At 45.2% G+C, this 18,334-nt stretch carries 18 protein-coding genes; 4 read left to right on the forward strand and 14 right to left on the reverse strand.

Annotation, left to right across the window (positions count from 1 at the left end; translation table 11 throughout):
• Positions 1–9 precede the first annotated feature (9 nt).
• From msrB to JRG66_RS09405, 6 genes are all read right to left on the reverse strand, one after another.
• Positions 10–570, reverse strand: coding sequence for a peptide-methionine (R)-S-oxide reductase MsrB (msrB, locus tag JRG66_RS09380; RefSeq protein WP_265162511.1), 561 nt, complete (start codon positions 568–570; stop codon positions 10–12).
• Positions 571–580: 10 nt separating this feature from the next.
• On the reverse strand, positions 581–1,195 hold the full coding sequence (locus tag JRG66_RS09385; protein ID WP_265162512.1) for a TIGR04282 family arsenosugar biosynthesis glycosyltransferase: 615 nt from the start codon (positions 1,193–1,195) through the stop codon (positions 581–583).
• Positions 1,196–1,199: 4 nt separating this feature from the next.
• Positions 1,200–2,255, reverse strand: a complete 1,056-nt coding sequence (gene arsS / locus JRG66_RS09390; RefSeq protein ID WP_265162513.1) for an arsenosugar biosynthesis radical SAM (seleno)protein ArsS — start codon at positions 2,253–2,255, stop codon at positions 1,200–1,202.
• A gap of 172 nt (positions 2,256–2,427) precedes the next feature.
• Positions 2,428–2,763 carry an arsenosugar biosynthesis-associated peroxidase-like protein gene (locus JRG66_RS09395; protein WP_029036636.1) on the reverse strand — a complete coding sequence of 112 codons (336 nt, stop codon included), beginning with the start codon at positions 2,761–2,763 and terminating at the stop codon, positions 2,428–2,430.
• Between the two features lie 92 nt (positions 2,764–2,855).
• Positions 2,856–3,044, reverse strand: a complete 189-nt coding sequence (locus JRG66_RS09400) for a hypothetical protein (protein ID WP_265162514.1) — start codon at positions 3,042–3,044, stop codon at positions 2,856–2,858.
• A gap of 101 nt (positions 3,045–3,145) precedes the next feature.
• Positions 3,146–4,039, reverse strand: a complete 894-nt coding sequence (locus JRG66_RS09405) for a sulfotransferase domain-containing protein (protein WP_265162515.1) — start codon at positions 4,037–4,039, stop codon at positions 3,146–3,148.
• 129 nt (positions 4,040–4,168) lie between these two features.
• On the opposite strand from JRG66_RS09405, the gene JRG66_RS09410 reads away from it, so the two are divergent.
• From JRG66_RS09410 to JRG66_RS09420, 3 genes are all read left to right on the forward strand, one after another.
• A complete protein-coding gene (locus JRG66_RS09410; RefSeq protein WP_265162516.1) occupies positions 4,169–4,645 on the forward strand; it encodes a DUF4168 domain-containing protein in 477 nt (158 codons plus the stop codon).
• Between the two features lie 227 nt (positions 4,646–4,872).
• Entirely contained in the window at positions 4,873–6,024 is a 1,152-nt protein-coding gene (locus tag JRG66_RS09415; RefSeq protein ID WP_265162517.1) for a zinc-dependent alcohol dehydrogenase, read from the forward strand.
• Between the two features lie 29 nt (positions 6,025–6,053).
• Positions 6,054–6,575: a hypothetical protein gene (locus tag JRG66_RS09420; protein WP_265162518.1), complete on the forward strand. Its 522-nt coding sequence runs from the start codon at positions 6,054–6,056 to the stop codon at positions 6,573–6,575.
• Between the two features lie 82 nt (positions 6,576–6,657).
• Here the strand turns inward: JRG66_RS09420 and thrC are convergent, their stop codons facing one another.
• Genes thrC through thrA form a run of 3 tightly spaced genes read right to left on the reverse strand, consistent with a single transcriptional unit; the run spans position 6,658 to position 11,324 of the window.
• Positions 6,658–7,953, reverse strand: coding sequence for a threonine synthase (gene thrC / locus JRG66_RS09425; RefSeq protein ID WP_265162519.1), 1,296 nt, complete (start codon positions 7,951–7,953; stop codon positions 6,658–6,660).
• Positions 7,950–8,873: a homoserine kinase gene (locus tag JRG66_RS09430; protein ID WP_265162520.1), complete on the reverse strand. Its 924-nt coding sequence runs from the start codon at positions 8,871–8,873 to the stop codon at positions 7,950–7,952. The genes thrC and JRG66_RS09430 overlap by 4 nt, the downstream gene beginning before the upstream one ends.
• A gap of 3 nt (positions 8,874–8,876) precedes the next feature.
• Positions 8,877–11,324: a bifunctional aspartate kinase/homoserine dehydrogenase I gene (thrA, locus tag JRG66_RS09435; RefSeq protein WP_265162521.1), complete on the reverse strand. Its 2,448-nt coding sequence runs from the start codon at positions 11,322–11,324 to the stop codon at positions 8,877–8,879.
• A gap of 484 nt (positions 11,325–11,808) precedes the next feature.
• On the opposite strand from thrA, the gene JRG66_RS09440 reads away from it, so the two are divergent.
• Entirely contained in the window at positions 11,809–13,005 is a 1,197-nt protein-coding gene (locus JRG66_RS09440; protein ID WP_265162522.1) for a DUF7282 domain-containing protein, read from the forward strand.
• Between the two features lie 195 nt (positions 13,006–13,200).
• Here JRG66_RS09440 and JRG66_RS09445 read toward each other — a convergent pair whose 3' ends face one another.
• The 5 genes from JRG66_RS09445 to JRG66_RS09465 form a co-directional block, all read right to left on the reverse strand.
• Positions 13,201–14,076 (reverse strand): DUF808 domain-containing protein, encoded by an 876-nt coding sequence (locus tag JRG66_RS09445; RefSeq protein ID WP_265162523.1) that lies wholly within the window; start codon positions 14,074–14,076, stop codon positions 13,201–13,203.
• A gap of 261 nt (positions 14,077–14,337) precedes the next feature.
• Complete coding sequence (locus tag JRG66_RS09450) at positions 14,338–14,589, reverse strand: hypothetical protein (RefSeq protein ID WP_265162524.1); 252 nt, start codon at positions 14,587–14,589, stop codon at positions 14,338–14,340.
• Between the two features lie 51 nt (positions 14,590–14,640).
• The gene (locus tag JRG66_RS09455) at positions 14,641–15,141 is read right to left on the reverse strand and encodes a hypothetical protein (protein ID WP_265162525.1); all 501 of its coding nucleotides are present in this window, start codon (positions 15,139–15,141) and stop codon (positions 14,641–14,643) included.
• 361 nt (positions 15,142–15,502) lie between these two features.
• Complete coding sequence (locus JRG66_RS09460; protein WP_265162526.1) at positions 15,503–16,543, reverse strand: hypothetical protein; 1,041 nt, start codon at positions 16,541–16,543, stop codon at positions 15,503–15,505.
• 213 nt (positions 16,544–16,756) lie between these two features.
• Positions 16,757–18,097, reverse strand: coding sequence for a ferredoxin reductase family protein (locus tag JRG66_RS09465; protein ID WP_265162527.1), 1,341 nt, complete (start codon positions 18,095–18,097; stop codon positions 16,757–16,759).
• Positions 18,098–18,334: the final 237 nt, after the last annotated feature.

Consider the following 18,334-nt stretch of genomic DNA (forward strand, 5'->3'; position numbering starts at 1 on the left):
GATGTGTTATTAAATATCCATTTGTTTAAAATCGAGCGCCAGTGAATTCAGGCAATGCCGTTCTTCTGTTGGCACTCCCTCGTAAGGAAAGATGTGCCCCAGGTGAGAGCCGCACTGGGCGCACACCACTTCTACCCGCTCCATTCCGTAGCGCCGGTCCACCTTTCGTTTCACGAGCTTTGGGTCTATGGGCGCATAGAAGCTGGGCCAGCCTGTGCCCGAATCAAATTTGGTGTTAGAGCTGTACAGCGGTAAACTGCAGCCGCCACAGTAGTAAATTCCTTCTTTCTTGTTGTTGTAATAAGCGTTGCGAAATGCCGGTTCTGTGCCTGCCTCCCGTAAAATGTGGTATTCTTCGGAAGAAAGCAGCTGTTTCCATTCGGCTTTAGATCGGGTGATATTTCCCACCTCAATGGTATCGGCCTTAACCGAATCATACTTTTGGGTCTGCACAGGCACTTCTTCCACCTGCGTCATAAGGTTTGCTCCCTGTTCGGTTTTCTTTTTGTCGTTACACGCCAGGGTCAATGCCGCTGCAATTAAAAAACTTAAAATCTTCATCTTCTTCATAACATGGTTTTTAATTAATCAGTTCCATAAGCTGCGGGTGGCCGCGCATATCTTCAAAAGTATCAATATCGTTGCGCACCGGCAACAGCTTTAGCTTTTCCTGTTCCAGGTCGCCCAGGGTTTGTTCGAGTACACTGCTCGTGCTCCAGTTTTTATTTCTGAAGAGGCGCGGCGTGGGTGCGGTCATACCCAGCAGGAAATAGCCCCCATCTTGTGCCGGGCCCACAACATACTGGTGTTCATGAAGTGCCAAAAATGCCATTTTCAGGTCTTCTTTTGTAAGCTCAAAAAGATCGCTTCCAATGATGACCACTTTTTTAAATCCGGCTTTAAATGCTTCGGAAAAAGCCTGCTCCATACGCTGCCCCAGGTCTTCCCCCTGCTGAAGTTTTTTTCTGAAAAGATCCTTTTCCCATATATCATCCTCCGGAAGTGCTTCAGAATAATACACCCATTTTTCTGCCCCAAGATGCTTTGTAACCTCTACCGTATGCTTAAGGAGGTACTTGTACACCTTTAAGGCTGCCTGGTCTCCTATGCTTTGCGCCAAACGCTTTTTGACCTTGCCTTTTTCCGGGTTTCGTGTAAAAATGAGGAGCAATTCATCGGTTTTATTTTTTGTCATAATATCAGGTTACGCTGCCCTGGCAACTGCTTCCTGCCCCTGCCGTGCAGCCATAACAGTGTTGGGAAATGCAAATCTCTCTTTCCTGAAGCATTTCAGGGTCAAAATCTTTTAAATGCTGCACTTTGGAGTTGACCTTTAACCCCAGCATCTGGTTAAAATCACAGTCGTACAGCCAGCCGTCCCAGCTTACAGAAAGGGTGTTTTTGCACATCACATTTTCTACGGCAGCGGGATTATAAGCTTCAACCAGCGCAGTCATGTAATCTTCATAGTTTTCTGAAGCTATAAGGTACTCCAAAAACCGGCTTATTGGAAGGTTGGTAATGCAAAAAAGCTGATTGAAGTCTATGTCAAAATCGGCTTTTAAGGCCCTTTTAAAATCCCGCTCCAGCGCTTCCTGGCTGGCCGGCAAAAATGCCCCTGCTGGATTGTAGACCAGGTCGAGTTTTAGTCCGCTGCCTTCTCTCCCGTACCCCACGGCATTCAACATTTTTAAAGCCTGAATGGATTTATCGAAAACTCCGCTGCCACGCTGCCGGTCGGTTTTTTCTTTTTTGTAGAACGGAAGCGACGAGACCACATGCACATTGTGCTTCTTAAAGAACTCCGGTAGATCATGATACTTTTTATTGGCCACGATTATTGTGAGGTTCGAGCGAACTATAAAATCCTTTATTCCTGCTTTTGAAGCTTCCTCTACAAACCACCTGAAGTCTGGGTTCATCTCGGGTGCGCCGCCGGTAAGGTCTAAGGTATGTGCGCCCGATTCCCTAATCACGTTTAGGCAGAGCTGCATGGTCTCGCGGGTCATGATCTCCTTGCGATCGGGGCCTGCATCTACGTGGCAGTGCGAACACACCTGGTTGCACATATACCCAAGGTTGAGTTGCAGGATCTCCAGCTTTTTGGGCTTAAGCGGATATGCGCCTTTCTCGCCCACTTTATCTCTGAAAAAAGGAAGTTCCCCTTCTCCAAAGATCCCGTTGCTAAGGTATTTTAGTTGTTCCTGGGGGTTGGAGAGGTTGCTTTTTCGGGATTTTAGAGATTTTGTGGGCATCTGTTAGTGGTGGTTATAGTGACTGCTGGGCCGTTGCGCGCAACGGCTTTACTTTGGATGTTGGTCCTGTGGAGACCCTTGGTATCTCAGCTCGGAGCCGTTGCGTGCTTTGGAGCCGTTGCGTGCAACGGTTTTACGAGCTGAGATCCCGCTTTACAGCGGGGTGAGCGACTCACATAGACAGCTTGTTGTACTTGTTCATCATCTGTACGCCGTGCACCAGGGTGGCACCGCCTTTTATGGCTGCGCCAACGTGGATGGCTTCCATCATTTCTTCTTTTTCTATTCCGCGTTGTAGGCCGTCTTTGGTATATGCATCAATGCAGTATGGACATTGTACCACATGTGATACGGCAAGAGCGATAAGCGATTTTTCACGGGCGGTTAGGGCTCCTTCCTCGAACACACTGTTGTAATATTCGAAGAACTTACTTCCCAATTCCTCATCCCACTCCGATATACTGCCGAACTTCTTCAGGTCGGCCGGGTCATAATATGTTTTTGACATGATCTCGTTTTTGAGCCCTAAGATAGGAAGTGTGGGGAAAAGAGCACTTAAACCTTCAGGAAATAAGGTGTCAAAAATGGCTTTTTTGAACCCTAGGCAAAGACATCAGAGAAAAACAGCAGGCCCAGCACCACAATAGCAATGATCACAATAATGGCGATCATTCCCAGGCTGCCGCCAGATTTCTCTTCGGTTGACTGATTGACATGGTACTTTTTGTCAGTTTTCTTATTCTCTACGGGCGTAGATTTTTTATTCTCCTTGCGATCGTTAGTTTCCATGATAAAAGCTTTAAAACTTTAAGGTACAAAATTGCCTTTAGAAACTTCTGCTTCTATATTTGTGCAGGGGCACAATTAAGAAAAGTTTAGAGGTTTAAGCTTTAGTAAAGCTTTTTCCAGTCAATTTGCTGAAGGATCTCTTCCAGCTCTTTTTTGGGAATATCCAGCGGCGTGGCGGGCAGTTTATCTCCTTCTCCCGGGCTAAGCGGGTACCCAAAAATGCGCATTAGCGGCCCGGCTTTTATTGCAGCTTTTTCAAGCCTGTCTATGCTTAACTGCTTTACCCACTTTCGGCTTTTGCCTTTATGAAGATGTCGCGGATTATCTTCTTTCATGCTGGAAAAGCTCACTTCTGAAGCAACTGCCTTCTTTTCATTCTCTTCAAGCTGAAGGCCGAGATACTTCAGCAAAGAATCGTATTCCTTCGGAAAGGATTTCAGCAGGTTTTCGTAAAAAACAAAATGCAGATCGAGCTCTTTTGAATGCAGCAGGTAATTTCCGTAGAACCAGACCCATTGCTCCAGGAGGCGTTCATATTCCGCAGAAAAAAAATCTTCCACCGACTCATAAGGCGAAGGGTAATGCTTCTGCATGTAAGGCGTAAAGGCAAATTTAGCGGCCGAAAGCGCAGTATCCCGCGGATCTCTTACCATGCAGACTTTCCTGTCAAAAAGGGCAAAAACGGTGGCAGTTTTCTGGCACCAGGTAGAATGCGTCCAGGCCAGGCTGGCTTTTTGGGAATAGGCCTGCAGGTTGGGTACAGGCTCTTTGAGCAGGGAACTTACCCTAAAGAACACGCCTTTATCTTCAATGTCGAGCATATCGGTTCCTGCCTGGTCTTCAAAACTCAGCTTTTCCTGCTTTAACCTGGCATATTCGGGCCGGGATTTTATAAAATAGGAGATTTCTTCACCTGTCTTTTCAAGGCTTTTCTTTAAAATGGTATTTAGCCAAAAGCTACCCGATTTTGGGGCACTAACCTGTAGAATGTTCATTTTTCTGCTTTTTAGCCCAGAAGTTATAAAATTTAGAGGAAACCTTCCTGTCTTTCTTCTTAAGTTTACGGTTTCGAAACTATGCTGGCATGGTACTTGAACAAACCCCCGGCAAATAAAACTTTTATTATGATTAAAGTAAACAAACTGGCAGGAGCATTAATGTTCTTTTTGATAATGGGCAGCACGGCGGCTTTTGCACAGGAGCAACAGGCGCCGGCACAGCAGGAACAATCGGCTGAAGTGAGCGATGCCGAATTGACCAAATTTGTACAGGCGCTGCAGGGCGTACAACAGGTGGCGATGGAAGCACAACAAAAAATGATGCAGCTGGTGCAGGACGAAGGCATGGATTTCGCCCGTTTCAACGAGATCCACCAGGCTTCGGTAAATCCTGAAGCTGAGGTAGAAGCTACTTCCGAAGAAAAGGAAACTCACAAAAAGATCATTGCCGAATTTGAATCTATGCAGGAGGGACTTCAGCAACAACTTGAGGAACATATCAAAAAACAGGGGCTTACCATGGAGAGATATGAGCAAATTGCCATGCAGGTTCAAACCGATATGCAACTTCAGCAGAGAATCCAACAGATGATACAGGGTTAAACCTCCACAAAATATTCTTTTAAAAAGGCTGTTCTAAACGGCCTTTTTTTGTGCCCAATATTAAGAGGTTTGTTAGCAGCATCCCAAAAAAGGCTGGTGAGCCTATAAAGTATCGTTAAAAAGTTTTGCTGAAAGTTCTCTTTCTTTAATTTTAAAACACACAAAATCAGGCTGATGTGATTTCACTTCTGATTTTTCGATGCTTTTAAAAAGAAAAACTTACCAGTATGCTAGCAATGAATTACCGCGGTCCTTTCAGGATTCGTGCAGACCGAGACCGCCCTTTCCCCGAAATTGAGCATCCCGAAGATGCTATTGTAAAAGTTACCAGAAGCTGTATTTGTGGCTCAGACCTTCACCTGTATCACGGCCTGGTGCCCGATACCCGTGTGGGAACTACTTTTGGCCATGAATTTATAGGAGAAGTGGTAGATGTAGGCGCATCGGTCACTAAAGTGAAGGTGGGTGACCAGGTGATGGTGCCCTTTAACATTGCCTGTGGGAAATGTGCTTTTTGCAGGCAGGAGATGTATGGGATGTGCCATGAAGCCAATCCGCAGTCTACCGCTGCCGGGGGGATTTTCGGGTATTCGCACACCACCGGGGGTTACCACGGCGGGCAGGCAGAATATGTGCGGGTTCCTTATGCCAATGTTGGCCCCACGGTAATTCCAGACTGGATGCACCCCGATGATGCCGTGCTGCTTACCGATGTGGTACCCACAGGATATCAGGCTGCCGAAATGGGAGGAATTCAGGAAGGTGATACGGTGGTGGTTTTTGGTGCAGGCCCCATTGGGATCATGGCAGCAAAATCGGCCTGGCTATTTGGAGCAGGCAGGGTGATCGTGATAGATAAGCTCGATTACCGGCTTGAATTTGTAAAGGAATTCGCACAATGCGAGGTGTATAACTTCACGGCACTTGAAGACCCTGTGGTGTTCATTAAAAAAATCACAGATTCCCTGGGAGCCGATGTTTGTATAGATGCCGTGGGTGCCGAAGCCGCAGGAGATACTATGAACACCATGCTGGGGCGAAAACTCCTCATGCAGGGAGGTTCAACAACCGCATTGCACTGGGCAATTAATTCGGTCAAAAAAGGCGGAATTGTTTCTATAGTCGGTGTGTATGGGCCTATAGATGCGCTGGTGCCCATAGGGAATGTGGTGAACAAGGGCATTACCATCAGGGCGAGCCAGGCTTCGGTAAAAAGGCTGCTGCCAAAAATGATAGAGCACGTAAAATCGGGCGCAATAAAGCCGAAAGAAATGATCACGCACCGAATCCCGCTGGAAGAGGTGGCCGAGGGTTACCACATTTTCAGCAATAAGCTCGACAATTGTATAAAAACCGTGCTTATCCCGCCAACAGCATAAGCAGTATTTCAAATTTAAAAACAGAATCTATGATCGGAGATCAAACCAAGCCCGAAGACTTTGAGAACGTTGGAGGGGGCGACCACAGCCATATAAAAGGATGGGGAATAGACCGGGATCCAAAAAACGATCCCACTTACCCCATGAAACATAGAACAGATGAAGAAATTGAAGGTTACACCTGGGAGCGGCCCGAGCAGCAGCCTGTGAACATCGAGGTGTTGCATTCGGTGGAACGGCCTAATATTCCGGCGGTTTTTGGAACCGCACAACCCCCACAGGGCCTGAGCGGCGCTTTGCGGCGGTTTGCTTTTAAGTACAGCGAATCGAGCTATGGGCGCTGGCTACCGCTGGTAATGGCCGACAGGCTTGGGGAAATTGAAGGCATAGTTGATGACCTCAAAAAAGGCCATATCCCAAACCTTTTCGCCGAGCACGGCTTAAAATCTGAATGGAAGTACAACCGCAAGAAATTTGTGCTAAAATCGGCAGTTACCGCAGCTGCATTGGCTGGTGTCCTGCTGTTTCTCACGCGCGACAAAAAAGATTAAGCCGAAGTTTATATTCGGTTAAATGAAAAACACAGGTGCCAAAAATGCCATTTTTGGCACCTGTGTTTTTTTATACAGCATATTATTTCAGAAGAAAATTCTTCAGGTCTTCGTAATCCGAAATTTGCACAGCTTTTTTTTCCTGGTGTTTCAGGTTTTCAATTTCGGGCGGGAGCGGGATCTTTTTTTCGATCACAGCTTCAATAGTTTCCAGAAACTTTACGGGGTGGGCCGTTTCGAGGAAAATTCCGTAGTGATCTTTATGGGTTTTCAGAAATTCTTTAAGCCCTAAATAGCCTACAGCACCATGTGGATCGAGCAAGTATCCCGTATTTTCAAAAACCTCTTTTACAGCCTGTTTGGTCTGGGAATCGCTAACACTGTAAGAGGATAAATTCTTTTTAAGGTCTTCAAAATTATTGCTGAAGAGCTCCAGGATCCTTATAAAATTGCTAGGATCGCCCACATCCATAGCGTTAGAGATGGTCTGCACACTGGCGGTAGGTTCATATTTTTGCGTTTGCAAAAACCGGGTGACCACGTTGTTCTCATTGTTGGCAGCTACAAAATGGTCAATAGGCAGCCCCATTTCTTTGGCGAGGAGCCCGGCGCAAATATTTCCGAAGTTTCCACTGGGCACCGAAAAAGCCAGTTTCTGATCTTTGTGCTTAAGCTGCCGGTAGGCCAGGAAATAGTAGAACATTTGAGGCAGCCAGCGCGCCACATTGATCGAATTGGCCGAAGTGAGTTTTTTGTGCTGCCGAATTTCTGGATCCAGAAATGCCGTTTTTACCATGTTCTGGCAGGTGTCAAAAGGCCCGTCAACCTCGAGGGCCGTGATATTTTCCCCCAGCGTGGTGAGCTGTTTCTCCTGGATCTCACTTACTTTCCCCTTTGGGTAGAGAATGACCACTTCAATGCCTTTAACCTTCAGGAACCCACGGGCCACGGCGCCGCCGGTATCGCCCGATGTTGCTACCAGCACGGTAAGGCCTGGAAGATTGCCTTTCTTTATGAAATAGCCCAGGCTGCCCGCCATAAATCTGGCACCCACATCTTTAAAAGCCAGGGTAGGGCCGTGAAACAGTTCGAGTACACCCACCCGGTCTTCCACAGCTTTTACCGGAAAGTCAAAATCAAGCGTGTTTTCTATAATTTTTGAGAGTTCGGCTGGGGGGATTTCATCTTCCACATAGGGACCAATCGCTTTTTGCGCAATTTGGGTAGGTGTAAGGGAAGAGATTTGTTCAAAAAACTGCTGCGGCAGCTTTTTTATTTCCTGCGGAAAGTAAAGCCCTTTTTTTGGCCCTAGACTATTAAGCACTGCGGTTTCGAAATTTACTTTATGGTTTTTATCGTTTAAACTGAAGTACTTCATGATATAATTTTTACGCCTTCATTCCCTATTTTTGAGAGGTGAAGATCAAAGTCGATTTCCTTTTCCTGATAGTATTTCTGAATAGCTGCGCCGGTTTTTTTTGCTGCAGCCTCGCCTTTGCACAAAGCAAATACCGAAGGGCCAGAGCCCGAAATCCCAAATCCCAAAGCACCGCTTTCAAGGGCGATAGCCTTAAGGTCGTCAAAAAAGGGAATGAGAATGGAACGCACCGGTTCTACAATTTCATCTTTGAGGCTTCTGCCCAAAAGTTCGTAGTCATTTGAATACAGGGCACTTACAAATGCCCCCAGATTGTCCCATTGTTTTACCGCTTTTTGAAGGCTGATATTCTGCCTGATAATAGAGCGCGAATCCATGGTCTTTACCTCTATTAACGGGTGCAGGATCACCATGCGCAAATCTTGCGGAGAGGGCAGGGGAATTACTTCCAGCGGCTCGTAACTTCTTATGAGGTTAAAGCCGCCCAAAAGTGCCGGTGCCACATTATCGGCATGGGCATTTCCGCTGGCAAGGCGTTCCCCTTCCATAGCAAAAGGGATGAGTTCTTCGGGTGAAAAAGGTTCTTTAAGGAGTTTGTTGGCGGCAAAAACGGCTCCTGCCGAGCTGGCTGCACTGCTGCCAATGCCGCTTCCGGCTTTGATTTTTTTATAGATCCCTATATCAAAACCCTGTTGTGAACCCAGCTTCTTCAGCAGCGCACGAACGGCCACTCCTGCTACATTTTTATCTGCTTCCAAAGGAAGGTCCTGCCCGGTGATCATGGTAATTCTGATCTCGCCGCTGGAATTCTTCCGAAGCAGCATTTCATCGCCTATAGATTCCAGGCAGCAGCCCAAAACGTCAAATCCGCAGGATAAATTTGCAACAGTTGCCGGAGCAAATACTTTGATTTCTTCCATGGCCTATTTTTTTCCGATCCTTATTATGTCGGCAAAGATCCCGGAGGCGGTAACATCGGCACCGGCACCTGCGCCTTTCACGATCAATGGCTGCTGGCTGTAGCGATCGGTAAAGAAAAGTACGATGTTGTCACTGCCGCTCAGATTATAGAACGGATGCTCTGGCCCCACTTGTTGCAGCCCCACACTGGCCTCGCCGTTTTCAAGCTGGGCCACATATTTTAACTGGGCATTGTTCTGGGCAGCATGGTCATAGATCTCTTTGAATTTAGATTCGTCTTTCTTCAGTATCTCAAAGAATTCTTCATTAGAACCGGCTTCAAGGCTCTCTTGAGAAAGAAAACTCTTGTTTTCTATATCTTCAAGTTCCATCTGGAGTCCGCTTTCGCGGGAAAGGATGAGTATTTTCCGGGCCACATCAACGCCACTCAGGTCAATAGTGGGATCGGGTTCGGTATAGCCTTCTTTCATGGCTTTTTCCACCACCTTGTAAAATGGTTCTGTGGCATCATAGTTATTGAAAACAAAATTGAGGCTACCCGAAAGCACCGCCTGAATTTTAGTAATTCTATCCCCCGAAGCCACGAGGTTCTTAAGCGTGTCTATAATGGGCAGGCCGGCACCCACGTTGGTTTCGTATAAAAAGGAAGCCCCGTATTCGCGTGATAGATCCTGCAGTCTTGAATAGCTTTTGAATTCCTGCGAACAGGCGATCTTGTTACAGGTCACTACCGAAATGGAGTGGGAGAGGTACTTCTCGTATAAAGAGGAGATCTCGGGGCTGGCTGTATTGTCAACAAAAATGCTGTTGCGAAGGTTGAGGGATTTTACCTGCTCAAAAAAGGCATTTTTGTCACCCTTTTCCCCGTTTTCAAGAAGTTCCTTCCAGTGGGTAAGATCGAGTCCGTTCTCGTCGAACACCATTTTCCGGGAGTTGGAGAGGCCAAGTACCCTCACTTTAAGCCGAAGCTTGTCCAGGAGGTAGGTTTCCTGATTTTTTAACTGGTTGAGCAGTTTGCTGCCCACGTTGCCCACCCCGGTAATGAAGAGGTTGAGCTCTTTGGAAGGCACTTCAAAGAATTGTTCGTGAAGCACATTCAATGCCTTGTTCACATCTTTTCTGGCAATCACGGCCGAAATGTTGCGTTCTGAAGAGCCCTGCGCGATCGCCCTGATGTTAATATTGTTATTGCCCAGCGCACTGAACATCTTTCCGCTTAGCCCGTGATGGCTCTTCATGCGGTCGCCTACCAGCGCAACAATGGCGATATCATCTTCAATTTCCATACTTTTAATTTTCCCCGACTGTATCTCTACCTCAAATGCTTCATTGAGCGCATCTTTTGCAGCCTGGGCTTCATCCTCTTTTAGGGCAAGGCAAATGCTGTGTTCAGAAGAAGCCTGGGTGATTAAAACCACACTGATGTTCACGTGAAATAGCGCCTCAAAACAGCGTTTTGAAAACCCGGCTACGCCTACCATGCCGCTGCCTTCAATATTGATCAGTTTTACGGCATCAATATGGGTGATGCCGGTAACCCATCTAAAGTTTTCTTTACTTCCTTTAGAAATAAGGGTTCCGGGTTCGTTGGGGTTAAAAGTGTTTTTGATATTGATCTTGATCTCATTTTTGAGAAGGGGCTGAAGGGTGGGCGGGTACAAAACCTTTGCGCCAAAATGCGAAAGCTCCATGGCCTCTTCATATGAGATGTTTTTTAATGCATATGCCTGTGGTACTATACTTGGGTTTGCAGTGTACATTCCGTCTACATCGGTGTAAACTTTAAGCAGTTGCAAGTTGAGCGCGCCGGCAAAGATCGCTGCCGTAAAGTCAGATCCGCCCCGGCCCAGTGTGCTGGGAACGCCCTGTTCATTGCGGGCTACAAATCCGGGTGCAACAAAGAGTTTTGCCTTGTTCTGCTTAAAAAAATCCTGGATGTTTTTGTACGTCTTGTCGTAGTGTACCTGAATTTTCTCCTGGGTATTACGGCAAACAATGAGCTCACGGCTGTCTACAAACAGCACGTCTTCTCCCAGGCTTTTAAAATATTCAGCAATAATGAGCGAGGAGAGGATTTCTCCAAACCCCGAGATCACATGCCGGGTGCGGTCAGACAATTCGTTTAGCAGGTACACCCCTTCATACAGTGTTTCCAGGCGGTTGAATTCATTCTTTACCCGGGCCAGGATCCTGCTTTGATCCTTTACCTGTATCAATTCCTTGACTACATTAAGATGTCTTTTTTCATTTTTTTCAAGCAGGTCTTTATAAGAAGCGTCTTCATTTGCGGCGAGTTCGGCCATTTGCAGGAGCTCATTGGTGACGCCGCCAAAAGCTGAAAATACAGCAATGGTATTATCGGTATTTACGTGATCTTGAACAATTTTTGCAGCGAGCTTTATATTCTTCGAAGAGGCGACAGAAGAGCCCCCGAATTTCAGGATATTCATATGGTTAGATTTTAAAAACTATAAATGGTTTGATGTCTTGTTTAAAAAACAAGATGGTATGCGGACGGAAATTATATTAGCTCACTACCCCCAAGGGGTAATCATAATCATCGTAGAAATAGTCATCATGGCAACAGTCCCTGTTGCGGAAAGAAATAGATTATATGTGGACTGTTGATTGCTCATGTACGGCTAACAGTTGGTGAATATATTCAATATTTTTAATTAAAGAAACTAATCCTAATAATTTTTGCTAAAAAACTGTATGTTTTTTAAAATACCGGGGGTTTTGGGTTTACGATAGATAACTTTTCTACTAAAGGGTGTTTTGGTGTGTAAGCAGTGCCAGCAAAGAGCAGAAGCCTGTTAATAAGACTATTAAAAAAATATTAATTAGGTTTTTTATTAGGGTATTTAGCATAGCATTAACGGCGATTGCAATTTCATCTGGGTACTTTGAAAAAAACCTAAAAAAAGAGCTATTATGAAATTAAAGAAATTTTATCTTCTAATGTTGCCAATAATTCTAAGTCTCGGATTAGTGGCGTGTAGTGATGATGACGATGGTGGGGTAGACCCAGAACTTCCACCAACCGGAGCTATTGTTGTAGATGAGCAGGTAACTGTGCAGGATGGTACCTTAACCATCAATTCGGTAAATATTAGTGAAGACGGTTGGGTGGTAATTCACCGTGATGATGACGGAGCACCTGTAGTGCCTGAAATTATCTCTGTTCCCAAACAAATTGATGATGGGCCTACCACTAATGTGACTATTGAGTTAAAAGACGGGGAACAGGTACAAAACGGAGAAACCCTTTGGGTAATGCTTCACGTAGATAACGGCCAGAGCGGCGTGTATGAATTTGATACCGTTGACGGCGTTGATGCCCCTGTGACCGATTTACAGGGAGATATCGTAACCCTGCCATTTACTGCGACTGTAGAAGGTGATGATGTATTGCTTACTGCTGCCGATCAGGATCTTGTGAACGGAGTGGTTTATGTTGAATCTATTAGCCTTGAAGAAGACGGTTGGGTGGTGATCCACGAATCTAATGCCAACGGAGACGGGCCTCAGGTTCCTGAAATCATTTCTCAGGCTGTTTATCTTGAAGCCGGTGCCTATGCTAATGTAGGTGTGCCATTGAAAGAAGACGCCACAGTTGAAGCCGGAGATGTTCTATGGGTAATGCTCCATGAAGACACCGGGGAAGAGGGTGTTTATGAATTTGACGGGGAGAATGAACTTGACAGTCCTCTTACAAAAGATGGGGACATTGTTGTTACTTCCATTACCATCAATGATGTCACTGAGGCTGCAATGAGCGGTATGCTTACGGTAAACGACCAGCCAATCGCCGATAATACCATTACTGTTGAAGCCATTAATGTTGATATGGACGGATGGGTTGTAGTTCACGCTTCAAATGAAGCCGGAGACGGGCCCCAGGTTCCCGAGATCATTTCTGAACCTGTTTACCTTGAAGCCGGAGACAACACCGATGTTGTGGTTACTTTTGAAGAAGACGCCAATGTTGCTGCAGGAGATACCGTTTGGGTAATGCTGCATGACGATACGGGAGTTGAAGAAGTCTATGAATTCGACAACATGAACGGGCTTGATTTGCCTCTGTTTGATGATGACGGAATCATTGTCACTCCTATCACTCTAGAGTAGTAAATAATTGCTGATAATGAAAGGCTGCCGGTTTTGGCGGCCTTTTTTTTATTCCCAAGGTTGAATTTAAACCGGGCAGCTCCATAATCCAATACAGGCTTGATGCCAGCTACTCTCTAATACTTAAGCTGAAAATCAATAATTCGTTCCTTGTGCTTCAAAAATGCCATTTTAGAAGAGTTTTTTCTGAAGCATTTAGCGGGCGATTTTTTTCCAGATGCCGGTGGCTGCTTTTATAAGGAGCAACATGAGGATGCCAACAGCCAGGCCGGTTAGTAATTCCACCACAATTCCCGGCAGGTTTGGGAAAAGTTCGTGCAGAAAATGAATATTGTGAACAAAAATTCCTCCTGAAACCAGTAGCAGCGCAATTGTGCCGATTACCGACAGGCTTTTGATGACTTTAGGGAGGGCACTCACCAGAAACGCCCCAACCTTGTCTGAAATACTGTCTTCACGATCGTTTAGGTCGATAAGTTTCGCCCCAAATTCATCCATTCTTACAATGAGGGCCACAATGCCATAAACGCCCACTGTGGCGACTAAAGCGATAACCGTGACCACGAGGACTTGGGTCACAAGGTTCTCAGCGGCCACACTGCCAAGGGCAATGATCACAATTTCTACAGAAAGTATAAAATCGGTTACGATGGCCGATTTTATTTTCTCTTTTTCCATGCTCAAAACCTCTTCTTCAGAAAGTTTTTCGAGTTTAGGAGCTTCGGTTTCATGTTCATGAGGAAAAAAATATTCATAGATCTTCTCTGCACCTTCGTATGCCAGGTACAATCCGCCAATAATCAGGATCACGGTCACTGCAGCGGGCAGAAAAGCGCTCAGCAAGAAAGCGAGTGGCAGGATAATCAATTTGTTCAAAAAAGAACCTTTTGTGATGGCCCAAAGTACGGGCAGCTCACGGGAAGACATGAAGCCGGAAGCCTTTTCGGCATTTACCGCGAGATCGTCGCCCAGGATTCCGGCGGTTTTCTTTCCGGCAACTTTAGACATCATGGCGACATCGTCCATTAAGGTGGCGATATCATCTAAAAGAGCAAAAATTCCTGAAGCCATAGTGGGGTGTGTTTTTGTAGGGCAAGATAAGGGGTTTTGGAATTACCCTATAAATAGATTGGTGGTAAAGAAAAGTTATTTTTTAGGTGGTAATTTCTTCGGAAGTAAAAAGAGAATAAAAAAAGACTGCTCAAAAATGACATTTTTGAGAGGTAAGCCTAAAGCTGGCTTCAGCTTAAAAAAAGTATATTACTGAAAAAGCTCTCCTAATTTACATAAACCGAAGAGCCTGAAGACATGGTATTCTTCCGAAGAAATAGGCTAAAAAATAGCCCGGCCCCGCCTGTGGCTAAATTTTTCAAGCAGCTCAAGTTCACTGTCTTCGTAGGTGACTTCAGAATGATGTTGCAGGGTATCTTTGGGGGGCGATGTGCTGGGTGCCACTTCCAGCCTCATTCCCACCGGGGGTTTGCCGCAGGGGCTTAGATCGTATTCTTCCCAATCTGAAAAAAACATAGTTACTGCGGAAATGCTGATGATGGTAAAAACAATAATTCGTTCTGTAGTTTTCATAACTATTAGTAGGCTTTGGTGCTGGTTTGGCTGATGTTTTTTTTAATTTTATTATAGATTAGAGGGGTTTTGTTTGCTCACCGGGCTGGCATTAATGCGGCTGAAGGAGGTGAGTAAGATCTTATAGTAGGCTCCAAGTAACAGGAGATGTACGAGGAGGTTCAAAATATCGTTCCAGAAATCGGGGAGGATAAATCCTATTTTTGCAGCAAAAAGCATGGCTGTAGCAATGATTGCGGCAATAATGAAGAAAATGACAAGGGTTTTAAGGCTCGCTACTAGGGATAGTGAAATCAGACGTTTTAGGTAATCTCTGCCGTCGCCATTCTGGTTGATCTTAAAAGTCTTGCTTATTCCCCATGAAATGGCAGCAAGGGCAATGAGCAGTTTAGCATACAGCGACCACAGCGGAACACTGGGAGTATTTACCGGGATGTTGTTCAAAAGGGCCCAAAGTAAAAGATGGGACAGCAGGTATTTGAACGCAGTTATATCTGAAAGCTCACCCTGGGCCAGGAGCTTTTCCAGCCTTTTAATCTTAAACCAAATCATAATTTTATTTATAAATCCAAGACATACAAAAACTCTTGTGCTGTAGGGAGATCATCGGCCTTGAACCGGCAGAAGTGACAGAGAGTTGTAGGTCTAACAGCTGCAGGGAGTGCTGTTTTAATAGGGTAAAAAAGGACAGGGATGCTTCAAAAAATAATTTCCGAAAAAACCTTGCCACAAAATTTGTGACAATATAAACAGAAATTTTAAAATTTCCTGAATAGAGCAAAATTTTAACTGCTGTTTAATAGCGGGTTGCGAATATTATGGCGCAGCCGGGGATAGAGCCAGGCTCGCTTCGCCTGCCTCACGGCAGGCAGGCTGTAAGGGCCGGGAGCCAGGAGTAAAATTTGGGAGGTTCTTAGATTTTTTTCACCCCTACAATACTCACCAGAGAAAAAAGGTTTTCGGGTTTTTGTACTTCCAGCATCTGATATGCACCGGTTGAAGGTTTGTAGGAAAAAAGATATAATTTTTTGTCTGAAGCCACCAGCGCTGCAAACTCTTTTGCCTCTTTGTTGTAAAAGGTCTTATGCGAAAAACTGAGGGCGGAGATCCGCTGAACTTTAGATATTTCGGTTGTTGTACCATCCTGGATATTGAATGTTACCGGCCTCACTTCTGCCATAATATCAGAATTTGGTACCGGCGAAAATCCAAAGAGGCTGTTGGCACTGCCGTTGTTCCCCAGGTTGGTGATCCCTAAGTCACGGCCTTGCACCTCAAGGACTTCTACCTTGTTATTTACAGGGTCGATTTCCAGGAGGTGAGGCTGCCAGTTGCTGCCTTTAAGGCTTACGGCATATATCTTTTGACCTATCAGGCTGGTAGACATCACGTTTGAATAGCCCAGGGCATGTAAATCAACTTCGGAAGCAGTGGCCACCGCAAAACTTTCAGGGTTTATTTTTACCACTTTTATGGGTTTAAAACTGGTAGTAGATTCCAGGTCTTCCTGGGTTATGCCCAGCAGGTTCTCGTTTTCCTCATCCCAATCTAGAGACATCAATGCGGTATTCTCGCCAAATTCTTCGGGAAAATCGAGCACGGCAGAAACTGTTTTGCCCGATTGGCTGTCATAGCTGTATAGAGTGCCTGCAGGCGGGTCAAAACGATGTTCATAAATGAAGATCTTTGAACCGGCCGAAGTAACCGAATTAAAGATGGTATTAAACTCAATGCCGGGAATACGACCGGTCTGGGTTACCTTTCCGGTTTTGTTGCCAATGGTATATAAGGTGCCGTCATTCTTTAGCACGATATAATTATAGGTGTCTACAAGGGATTCTGCGGGGGGCTCGGGTAGGTTTTCTTTTTCTGCGGAACTTTCCTCTTCTGAACAGGAAATGAATAAAACCAGGAAGGCCGACAAAAGTAGTGACCTGAATATTTTTAAAGCCATATATCTGAATTAGCAGAAGTGAAAGTAAGTAATTTGTAGATATGCAGGGAAAATCTTCTGAAAAATTCTACTAAGAAAGGTGTTAAAAAAGGCATTTTTGAATGGTTATTTCTGAATTGAAAAAACCTGAACCTAAAGTTTTTATGAGATCCTGGTGTTCGGCGACTTCAGAATATATTGCCTTGCTTTTTTTATCAAAGTTTATTCAGGCAGTTAGTCAAAATCGAATTCTTCAGTATGTATGCTTGCAGCAGGTACTTTAAGGCTTTTTAATTCTTTACAAATAGTTTTCCGCATTCGTTTGGGGCCGCAGATGAAAATATCGCTGTGCATAATTTCGGGATGATCTTTGGCATGAAAATAATCCCCGGTTTCCCGGGAGATCACTTTAAGATGAAAATGCGGCATTTTTTTCTCAAGGGCTTCAAAAGTAGAAAGCTGGTTGGCTGCTGCAAAATTTTTCACACAGTAGTATAAATTTACGTGTAAATTTTCATCGGGTTGCTTGAGCAGGTAATTGGCCCAGCTCAAAAAAGGTGCAATGCCCACGCCACCGGCCAGCCACAGCTGCTGTTTTCGGGCAGTATCAAGGCAAAACCTTCCGTAGGGGCCTTCAAGTAAAGCGGGGGTATTGGGTTTTAAAAGGGCATAGAGCCGGTGGGTGTAATCGCCCAAAGATTTTACCATAATCTTTAATTTTCCGTCACTGTGGCGATCACACAGGGTGAAAGGATGGCTTTCTGCCGTAAGATCTTCAGAAAGAAATGAGAAGAAATAGAACTGGCCGGGGCGGTAGAGGCTTTGGTGTTCTTTTTTTGGCTCAAGTTCAATTTCAATAATGCTGTCATTAAGATATTTGAGTTCGCTTACCGAATACAGCGACTTTCTTTTTACCAGGTCAAATAAAACCGATTTATACAGCCAGGCGGCTATCCCGCCGGCCGAAAGCAGGCTGAGGTAAAGCCCTAAGAGCACATTTTCAGAAAAAAACAATCCCTGAAAAAAGATGTGCGCTACGCCTAAAATGAAGAAAAAGCCCATGAATTTATGCGAGAGCTTCCACCTGTGGTATGGGATCTTTATTAAGAGGGTGAAGATTATGAGTAGGGTCATTCCCCACAGGGCCCAGCTCCCCAGGTCTATTTCAAGGCGCCGGTGAAGCGGGAAGAGGTACCAGAGCGCTTTGGAAACATCCTGCGGAATCCATCTTAGTGCCAGCAGCACTGGATGGGCCAGAATTAGGAAAAAAGCAACTTTGCCCATGCGGCGGTGCATTTTATAGACCTTGTCGAGTCCGCCAAACCAGGTTTCGAGAAAATTAAAGCGGCAGGTGAGCATCAAGCTGAGGGCAAAAAGGGCAAAGCCGGTGAGCGAAAAAAGCTGGCTTGCATAAACGAGTATTGGAGTGGCATTATGTTTTACCGTAGTTGCGGGGTAGGAGAGCATCCAAAGCGGAATTGCCAGCAGGGCAACTCCCCAAAAAATGAATTTTCCCGGCCTATCTTTTTTCGCCCCTCCCCATCTGGGCCTGGCTATGAGTTGGTAGGATAACATATCTTTTTGTATTTGAAATTTCACATCAAGGCACAGCTGTAGTGAGCTGCTTTCAAGATATCCGGAGAAAGGGTGGGAGGGAATCTTAAAGATCTTCTGCTTCAGCAAACAGAACAGCCTTATAAAATTACGATAAAATCAAATGCAATTCGCATTAAAGCTTTGTGAAAATATTTACTGAAAAACACTTCTTTAAAATATCATTTTTTAAGGCAAATTCAGAAAGAATACAGGCGG

The sequence above is a fragment of the Salinimicrobium tongyeongense genome, assembly GCF_026109735.1.
Classification (GTDB): domain Bacteria; phylum Bacteroidota; class Bacteroidia; order Flavobacteriales; family Flavobacteriaceae; genus Salinimicrobium; species Salinimicrobium tongyeongense.